Below are 4061 nucleotides of genomic sequence, written 5' to 3' on the forward strand. Positions count from 1 at the left end.
GGCCCCGAGAGGTCGCCCTCCGTTGCCGGGGCACCGTGGTCCTGCTGGAGCGAGGGCTCGCGCGGCTCCCGCCTCGGCAGCGGCGAACCGGAGTCCAGGGCGTTCAGCCCGCCCGACGGATCCTTCTATAGTGTCACCTAAATGTCGACGGCCAGGCGGCCGCCAGGCCTACCCACTAGTCAATTCGGGAGGATCGAAACGGCAGATCGCAAAAAACAGTACATACAGAAGGAGACATGAACATGAACATCAAAAAAATTGTAAAACAAGCCACAGTTCTGACTTTTACGACTGCACTTCTGGCAGGAGGAGCGACTCAAGCCTTCGCGAAAGAAAATAACCAAAAAGCATACAAAGAAACGTACGGCGTCTCTCATATTACACGCCATGATATGCTGCAGATCCCTAAACAGCAGCAAAACGAAAAATACCAAGTGCCTCAATTCGATCAATCAACGATTAAAAATATTGAGTCTGCAAAAGGACTTGATGTGTGGGACAGCTGGCCGCTGCAAAACGCTGACGGAACAGTAGCTGAATACAACGGCTATCACGTTGTGTTTGCTCTTGCGGGAAGCCCGAAAGACGCTGATGACACATCAATCTACATGTTTTATCAAAAGGTCGGCGACAACTCAATCGACAGCTGGAAAAACGCGGGCCGTGTCTTTAAAGACAGCGATAAGTTCGACGCCAACGATCCGATCCTGAAAGATCAGACGCAAGAATGGTCCGGTTCTGCAACCTTTACATCTGACGGAAAAATCCGTTTATTCTACACTGACTATTCCGGTAAACATTACGGCAAACAAAGCCTGACAACAGCGCAGGTAAATGTGTCAAAATCTGATGACACACTCAAAATCAACGGAGTGGAAGATCACAAAACGATTTTTGACGGAGACGGAAAAACATATCAGAACGTTCAGCAGTTTATCGATGAAGGCAATTATACATCCGGCGACAACCATACGCTGAGAGACCCTCACTACGTTGAAGACAAAGGCCATAAATACCTTGTATTCGAAGCCAACACGGGAACAGAAAACGGATACCAAGGCGAAGAATCTTTATTTAACAAAGCGTACTACGGCGGCGGCACGAACTTCTTCCGTAAAGAAAGCCAGAAGCTTCAGCAGAGCGCTAAAAAACGCGATGCTGAGTTAGCGAACGGCGCCCTCGGTATCATAGAGTTAAATAATGATTACACATTGAAAAAAGTAATGAAGCCGCTGATCACTTCAAACACGGTAACTGATGAAATCGAGCGCGCGAATGTTTTCAAAATGAACGGCAAATGGTACTTGTTCACTGATTCACGCGGTTCAAAAATGACGATCGATGGTATTAACTCAAACGATATTTACATGCTTGGTTATGTATCAAACTCTTTAACCGGCCCTTACAAGCCGCTGAACAAAACAGGGCTTGTGCTGCAAATGGGTCTTGATCCAAACGATGTGACATTCACTTACTCTCACTTCGCAGTGCCGCAAGCCAAAGGCAACAATGTGGTTATCACAAGCTACATGACAAACAGAGGCTTCTTCGAGGATAAAAAGGCAACATTTGCGCCAAGCTTCTTAATGAACATCAAAGGCAATAAAACATCCGTTGTCAAAAACAGCATCCTGGAGCAAGGACAGCTGACAGTCAACTAATAACAGCAAAAAGAAAATGCCGATACTTCATTGGCATTTTCTTTTATTTCTCAACAAGATGGTGAATTGACTAGTGGGTAGATCCACAGGACGGGTGTGGTCGCCATGATCGCGTAGTCGATAGTGGCTCCAAGTAGCGAAGCGAGCAGGACTGGGCGGCGGCCAAAGCGGTCGGACAGTGCTCCGAGAACGGGTGCGCATAGAAATTGCATCAACGCATATAGCGCTAGGGTACCTGACGTCCCGAAGGCGTGGCGCGGCTTCCCCGTGCCGGAGCAATCGCCCTGGGTGGGTTACACGACGCCCCTCTCTGGCCCGTACTGACGGACACACCGAAGCCCCGGCGGCAACCCTCAGCGGATGTCCCGGGGCTTCACGTTTTCCCAGGTCAGAAGCGGTTTTCGGGAGTAGTGCCCCAACTGGGGTAACCTTTGAGTTCTCTCAGTTGGGGGCGTAGGGTCGCCGACATGACACAAGGGGTTGTGACCGGGGTGGACACGTACGCGGGTGCTTACGACCGTCAGTCGCGCGAGCGCGAGAATTCGAGCGCAGCAAGCCCAGCGACACAGCGTAGCGCCAACGAAGACAAGGCGGCCGACCTTCAGCGCGAAGTCGAGCGCGACGGGGGCCGGTTCAGGTTCGTCGGGCATTTCAGCGAAGCGCCGGGCACGTCGGCGTTCGGGACGGCGGAGCGCCCGGAGTTCGAACGCATCCTGAACGAATGCCGCGCCGGGCGGCTCAACATGATCATTGTCTATGACGTGTCGCGCTTCTCGCGCCTGAAGGTCATGGACGCGATTCCGATTGTCTCGGAATTGCTCGCCCTGGGCGTGACGATTGTTTCCACTCAGGAAGGCGTCTTCCGGCAGGGAAACGTCATGGACCTGATTCACCTGATTATGCGGCTCGACGCGTCGCACAAAGAATCTTCGCTGAAGTCGGCGAAGATTCTCGACACGAAGAACCTTCAGCGCGAATTGGGCGGGTACGTCGGCGGGAAGGCGCCTTACGGCTTCGAGCTTGTTTCGGAGACGAAGGAGATCACGCGCAACGGCCGAATGGTCAATGTCGTCATCAACAAGCTTGCGCACTCGACCACTCCCCTTACCGGACCCTTCGAGTTCGAGCCCGACGTAATCCGGTGGTGGTGGCGTGAGATCAAGACGCACAAACACCTTCCCTTCAAGCCGGGCAGTCAAGCCGCCATTCACCCGGGCAGCATCACGGGGCTTTGTAAGCGCATGGACGCTGACGCCGTGCCGACCCGGGGCGAGACGATTGGGAAGAAGACCGCTTCAAGCGCCTGGGACCCGGCAACCGTTATGCGAATCCTTCGGGACCCGCGTATTGCGGGCTTCGCCGCTGAGGTGATCTACAAGAAGAAGCCGGACGGCACGCCGACCACGAAGATTGAGGGTTACCGCATTCAGCGCGACCCGATCACGCTCCGGCCGGTCGAGCTTGATTGCGGACCGATCATCGAGCCCGCTGAGTGGTATGAGCTTCAGGCGTGGTTGGACGGCAGGGGGCGCGGCAAGGGGCTTTCCCGGGGGCAAGCCATTCTGTCCGCCATGGACAAGCTGTACTGCGAGTGTGGCGCCGTCATGACTTCGAAGCGCGGGGAAGAATCGATCAAGGACTCTTACCGCTGCCGTCGCCGGAAGGTGGTCGACCCGTCCGCACCTGGGCAGCACGAAGGCACGTGCAACGTCAGCATGGCGGCACTCGACAAGTTCGTTGCGGAACGCATCTTCAACAAGATCAGGCACGCCGAAGGCGACGAAGAGACGTTGGCGCTTCTGTGGGAAGCCGCCCGACGCTTCGGCAAGCTCACTGAGGCGCCTGAGAAGAGCGGCGAACGGGCGAACCTTGTTGCGGAGCGCGCCGACGCCCTGAACGCCCTTGAAGAGCTGTACGAAGACCGCGCGGCAGGCGCGTACGACGGACCCGTTGGCGGGAAGCACTTCCGGAAGCAACAGGCAGCGCTGACGCTCCGGCAGCAAGGGGCGGAAGAGCGGCTTGCCGAACTTGAAGCCGCCGAAGCCCCGAAGCTTCCCCTTGACCAATGGTTCCCCGAAGACGCCGACGCTGACCCGACCGGCCCTAAGTCGTGGTGGGGGCGCGCGTCAGTAGACGACAAGCGCGTGTTCGTCGGGCTCTTCGTAGACAAGATCGTTGTCACAAAGTCGACTACGGGCAGGGGGCAGGGAACGCCCATCGAGAAGCGCGCTTCGATCACGTGGGCGAAGCCGCCGACCGACGACGACGAAGACGACGCCCAGGACGGCACGGAAGACGTAGCGGCGTAGCGAGACACCCGGGAAGCCTGTTAGGCGCTGAGACGGGCGCACAGCGGGCTTCCTGGGGCAGCGGGAAGGGTCGGCCGGTCCCCCGGTCGGC

2 protein-coding genes and 1 pseudogene are annotated in these 4061 nt (G+C 56.2%); 2 read left to right on the plus strand and 1 reads right to left on the minus strand.

Translation table 11 applies throughout. From position 1 onward, the window contains the following. Window positions 1–242: 242 nt before the first annotated feature. Window positions 243–1661: a glycoside hydrolase family 68 protein gene (locus tag ETR37_RS18160; RefSeq protein ID WP_013354239.1), complete on the plus strand. Its 1419-nt coding sequence runs from the start codon at window positions 243–245 to the stop codon at window positions 1659–1661. Window positions 1662–1741: 80 nt separating this feature from the next. On the opposite strand, the pseudogene ETR37_RS20275 reads toward ETR37_RS18160, so the two are convergent. Further along, window positions 1742–1891: pseudogene (locus tag ETR37_RS20275) on the minus strand (TetA family tetracycline resistance MFS efflux pump); the annotation flags it as partial. A gap of 261 nt (window positions 1892–2152) precedes the next feature. Between ETR37_RS20275 and ETR37_RS18165 the strand changes: the two are divergent. Continuing rightward, complete coding sequence (locus tag ETR37_RS18165; RefSeq protein ID WP_129447636.1) at window positions 2153–3970, plus strand: recombinase family protein; 1818 nt, start codon at window positions 2153–2155, stop codon at window positions 3968–3970. Window positions 3971–4061 lie beyond the last annotated feature (91 nt).

It is taken from the genome of Geobacillus sp. PK12, assembly GCF_004123125.1.
In the GTDB taxonomy this organism is placed as follows: domain Bacteria; phylum Bacillota; class Bacilli; order Bacillales; family Anoxybacillaceae; genus Geobacillus; species Geobacillus zalihae.